Raw genomic sequence first — 4,181 nt, 5'->3', positions numbered from 1 at the left:
CATCAAAAGAGCTGAGATCAGGATTTACGCCGATAACGTCAGCATCTTCGACGAGATTGCCAGGGGCAACGCCGACCTCATGATTACGGATGCGTCGGAGACGCGCTATCAGCAAAAGCTGCATCCCGGCGTGCTTTGCGCGATCCACCCCGACCAGCCTTTCGATCACGCGCAGAAGGCGTATTGGCTGCAACGGGATGCAGCGCTGAAGGCCTTCGTCGACAACTGGATCGAGCAGGCGCGCAAGGACGGCCGCTTTGCAAAGATCTATGCAAGCTGGTTCCAGTAGGCCGCACGTATCGAACGCGGATTAGCCCACTTTCGCCTGATATTCCTCGTCGGTGACCGGCTCCATCCAGGTGACGTGACTGCCGTCGAGCGATTCCTGCATGGCAACGTGGGTCATGGCATTGGTCGGCGATCCGCCGTGCCAATGCTTCTCGCCCGGCGGAATCCAGACCACGTCACCTGGCCGAAGTTCGCGGACCGGACCGCCTTTGGTCTGGAAGCGTCCGACGCCCGAAATGACGTAGAGCGTTTGCCCGAGCGGATGGGTGTGCCAATTGGTTCGCGCGCCCGGTTCGAAGGACACCCGACTGGCCCGGATCCGCGCCGGCGCAGGCGCTTCAACAATCGGATCCTGCCAGACCGTGCCGGTGAAAGATTCCTTCGGTCCGCGGCGGGTCGGCCGTGAACCGGCGAGATGGATATCCATGAGTTATCCTCCTTGCTTGTTCTTATTTCTTTGAAGCTGCGTAGCGCGCCTTGGTTTCTGCATTCATGGGATAAAGACCGGGCAGTACCGCGCCATTGTTGACCTCATTGACGATCCAGCCCTCCATGCGCTCCTGCTCGGCGCCCTCGGCCAGAACATGATCGAGGAAGGCCTTGGGAATAACGACGGCTCCATCCTGGTCGGCGACGATCACGTCATCCGGGAAAACGGCAACGCCGCCGCAACCGATCGGTTCACCCCAGCCGACAAAGGTCAGTCCGGCGACCGAAGGCGGAGCCGCATAACCATCGCACCAGACCGGCAGGCCAGTACCGAGCACCCCCTCCACGTCGCGAACCACGCCGTCGGTAATCAGCGCGGCAACCCCGCGCTTCACCATGCGCGCGCAGAGGATGTCGCCGAAGATGCCGGCATCGGTCACGCCCATGGCATCCACCACGGCGATGCAGCCATCCGGCATCGCTTCAATCGCCGTACGGGTTGAAATCGGCGATGACCAGGATTCCGGCGTTGCAAGGTCTTCACGGGCAGGCACAAAGCGCAGTGTGAAGGCCGGCCCGACCAGCCGCTTTTGCCCCGGCCGCAACGGCTTCGTCCCCCGCAGCCAGACATTGCGCAAGCCCTTCTTGAGCAGGACAGTGGTGATGGTGGCTGTCGTGATGTGCGAAAGGGTTTTGACGGCTTCGGGGGATAGCGACATTGAAACATGTACTCCGGTCGGATGAATTGACGCGCATCTTGCGAGGCACTGGTAGAGGGGATTTGACATTCGCTTCCCATCTGGCTGCGAGTTCGTCAAGTGAATGTCAAATCCGAAACTCCAGCAGAAGCTTATATTTGCAAATGGTCCCTAGATTCTAACATTCGCAGAAGCGCCCGCTGAGAAGGGATGCGAATGTTAGAATTGGACCACTGGCACCGCGTCAAGGGCTCTCGGGCATTGCTGTCCGGCGATCATCACATGTTATCGTAGGTTGTCGCATTAGTTTATTGAAGTAAAAGGCATTTTTTTCGTTGGTGGGTCGCGCTTGCAAAGCTTCGATGATAGGCTTGCGCAGACTTTCGCCGCGGCCCGAAATATGCGAGGGCCGAGGCATCGACCGACGAACTTTCGGACTGGGTCAAGCTATGGCTGCGCCACTTTCTCCTCCCCGCCTTCTGCCGAGTGGGGACAGCGCGATCACCGTCGAATTCAGCCGCAGGATTGACGACGATGCCAACCGGCGGGTGCTTGCGCTCGACCGCACGCTCGCCGATGAGCCGATTGCCGGTGTGACGGAAACGGTGCCCACCTATCGATCCCTCCTCGTCCACTACGATCCCGTGCAGGTCGGCTTTGAGACATTGGGCAAGCGGCTGATCGAATTGGCACAGCGGCCGGTGCCCTCGTCAGAGAAAGGCCGGCGCTGGCGAATTCCCGTTGCCTATGGCGGCGAGTACGGAATTGATCTCGAGGATGTCGCCAGGACGCTTGATACGACGCCCGACGACGTTGTGGCGCGGCATATCGCCGGCGATTACCGCGTCGCCATGCTCGGATTCACGCCGGGCTGGTCCTATCTGAGCGGCTTGCAGGAATCGCTGTATATGCCGCGCCGCCGCAATCCGCGCCTGTTGACGCCCGCAGGGACGATCTCGATCGGCGGCGTGCAGGCCGGCATCCAATGCATTGCCGGTCCAAGCGGATGGCACCTGTTGGGCTGCACGCCGGTCAGAACCTATCAATTGCATCGCGACCCGATCTTCCTGCTTGAGCCGGGCGATCGCGTGAAGTTCTATCGGATCGACGCCAAGACGTATGTGGAGCAGGAACGCGCCGCCGAGCATGGCGAAATTATCGCTGAGTTGATCGCCGCATGACCAGTGCCCACTTCCCGAAGTTCGTGCTAACGCCTCAGCGCCTACCTTTCACGAACTTTGGAAGGTCATGGGCACCGGCAAACTTATTGGCTCTGGTGCCGCTTTTCCATTTGAAGTTCCCGAATGGAGCTAGCCGCCTGTGACGCAGGAACTTCAAATGGGCGGCACCAGGCTTGTCATTTCCTCGATTGGTCCGGCAAGCTCGGTACAGGACGGCGGACGTTTCGGCGCTCAGCGCTTTGGCCTGACGCCGAGCGGCGCGATGGACCGGTTCGCGCTCGCCGCCGCCAATTGTCTGGCTGGAAACAGGCTGTTTGCGCCGGCGATCGAAATCGGTCCGTATGGTGCGGCGTTCAAGGCGCATGGCGGTGCGGTCCGTGTTGCACTTTCGGGAGCTCCGCGCAGCGCCGAGGTTGCCGGACGCACCATGGCCCCGGATACTTCCGCGACCATCGCCGATGGCGAGACGTTGAAGCTGGGCATGGCGCGAGGGGGCGCCTTCAGCTATCTCGCGATCGAAGGCGGCTTTCGCGGCGAGCCGATGTTCGGAAGTTTTTCGGTGAATGCGCGCGTTGGTCTGGGTAGCCCGTTCCCGCGTCCTTTGCAGGCCGGCGACGAATTAAGCGTCACGGCGGCAAGTGCTGCGCCTGAACGCCGGATCGATCTGCCGGCCCCGGTAACCGGAGCGATCCGCGTTGTGCTGGGCCCTCAGAACGACGAATTTGGCGACGATACGATAAGTCTGTTTCTCGACAGCGAATGGAAGATATCGGCAACCAGCGACCGTATGGGCTATCGGCTCGAAGGGCCCGTCATCAAACACCTGCACGGGCACAACATCGTTTCCGACGGCACCGTCAACGGCAGCATCCAGGTCCCCGGCAACGGCCAGCCGATTGTGCTGATGTCCGATCGCGGAACCAGCGGCGGCTACCCCAAGATCGCAACCGTGATATCAGCCGACTTCGGGCGGTTTGCACAAATTCCGGCTGGGACGGCCTTCCGATTCAAGGCCGTCAGCATGGAAGAGGCGCAAGCCGAGGCGCGCAAATTTGCCGAGCTGTTATGTACCCTGCCCGGCCGCCTCGGCTCGATCGACAGCTTTGATCTCAATATCGAAGCGCTGCAAGATGCCAATGTCGCCGGTGTCGCCGTCAGTGCGGTGGACGCCCGAACATGGCAAGTCCCCGCCGATGCGCTGACGCGGGAATAACTTTGCAGCAATAACTTTAAAGACCAACCAACAAGCGGATAACAGCATGAAAACGGTCGACCTGAACAGTGATCTCGGCGAGTCCTTCGGCGTGTGGCAAATGGGCAATGACGCCGCAATGATCGATGTTGCGACCTCCGTGAATGTCGCCTGCGGCTTTCACGGCGGCGATTACGATACCATGCACAAGACGGTGGAATTGGCGAAAGCGCGTGGCGTCAGCGTCGGCGCGCATCCCGGCTACCGTGACATCCACGGCTTTGGCCGACGGCCGTTCTACGGCATGCGCGCTTCCGAAATTGAAAACCTCGTCGCCTATCAGATCGGGGCGTTGCAGGCTGTCGCGGCGCTTTCGGGCTACAAGGTCACCCA

The 4,181-nt window shown here is 60.7% G+C and carries 5 protein-coding genes and 1 pseudogene; 4 read left to right on the top strand and 2 right to left on the bottom strand.

Annotated features, from left to right (window positions below; genetic code table 11):
• Window positions 1–289: pseudogene (locus WB528_RS24600) on the top strand (transporter substrate-binding domain-containing protein); the annotation flags it as partial.
• A 21-nt stretch (window positions 290–310) separates the two neighbouring features.
• Here the strand turns inward: WB528_RS24600 and WB528_RS24595 are convergent.
• Window positions 311–715, bottom strand: a complete 405-nt coding sequence (locus WB528_RS24595; RefSeq protein WP_423891593.1) for a (R)-mandelonitrile lyase — start codon at window positions 713–715, stop codon at window positions 311–313.
• 22 nt (window positions 716–737) lie between these two features.
• Window positions 738–1,436 carry a ribonuclease activity regulator RraA gene (locus WB528_RS24590; RefSeq protein WP_423891591.1) on the bottom strand — a complete coding sequence of 233 codons (699 nt, stop codon included), beginning with the start codon at window positions 1,434–1,436 and terminating at the stop codon, window positions 738–740.
• A 428-nt stretch (window positions 1,437–1,864) separates the two neighbouring features.
• On the opposite strand from WB528_RS24590, the gene pxpB reads away from it, so the two are divergent.
• The 3 genes from pxpB to WB528_RS24575 all read left to right on the top strand — a co-directional run.
• Window positions 1,865–2,596, top strand: coding sequence for a 5-oxoprolinase subunit PxpB (pxpB, locus tag WB528_RS24585; protein WP_423891589.1), 732 nt, complete (start codon window positions 1,865–1,867; stop codon window positions 2,594–2,596).
• A 157-nt stretch (window positions 2,597–2,753) separates the two neighbouring features.
• Window positions 2,754–3,809: a biotin-dependent carboxyltransferase family protein gene (locus tag WB528_RS24580; protein ID WP_423891596.1), complete on the top strand. Its 1,056-nt coding sequence runs from the start codon at window positions 2,754–2,756 to the stop codon at window positions 3,807–3,809.
• Between the two features lie 46 nt (window positions 3,810–3,855).
• Window positions 3,856–4,181 (top strand): LamB/YcsF family protein (locus WB528_RS24575; RefSeq protein ID WP_423891587.1); only part of this gene is annotated, 326 nt, incomplete at its 3' end.

Source organism: Bradyrhizobium sp. (genome assembly GCF_049586575.1).
Taxonomy (GTDB): domain Bacteria; phylum Pseudomonadota; class Alphaproteobacteria; order Rhizobiales; family Xanthobacteraceae; genus Bradyrhizobium.
Note: the sequence above shows the minus strand (reverse complement) of the source record. Positions and strands in the feature narration are given on the sequence as shown.

What these genes read in the sequence shown, in the direction of transcription:
- WB528_RS24595 (WP_423891593.1), bottom strand. Translation starts at nt 715, where the DNA reads ATGGATATCCATCTCGCCGGTTCACGGCCGACCCGCCGCGGACCGAAG.
- WB528_RS24590 (WP_423891591.1), bottom strand. Translation starts at nt 1,436, where the DNA reads ATGTCGCTATCCCCCGAAGCCGTCAAAACCCTTTCGCACATCACGACA.
- pxpB (WP_423891589.1), top strand. Translation starts at nt 1,865, where the DNA reads ATGGCTGCGCCACTTTCTCCTCCCCGCCTTCTGCCGAGTGGGGACAGC.
- WB528_RS24580 (WP_423891596.1), top strand. Translation starts at nt 2,754, where the DNA reads ATGGGCGGCACCAGGCTTGTCATTTCCTCGATTGGTCCGGCAAGCTCG.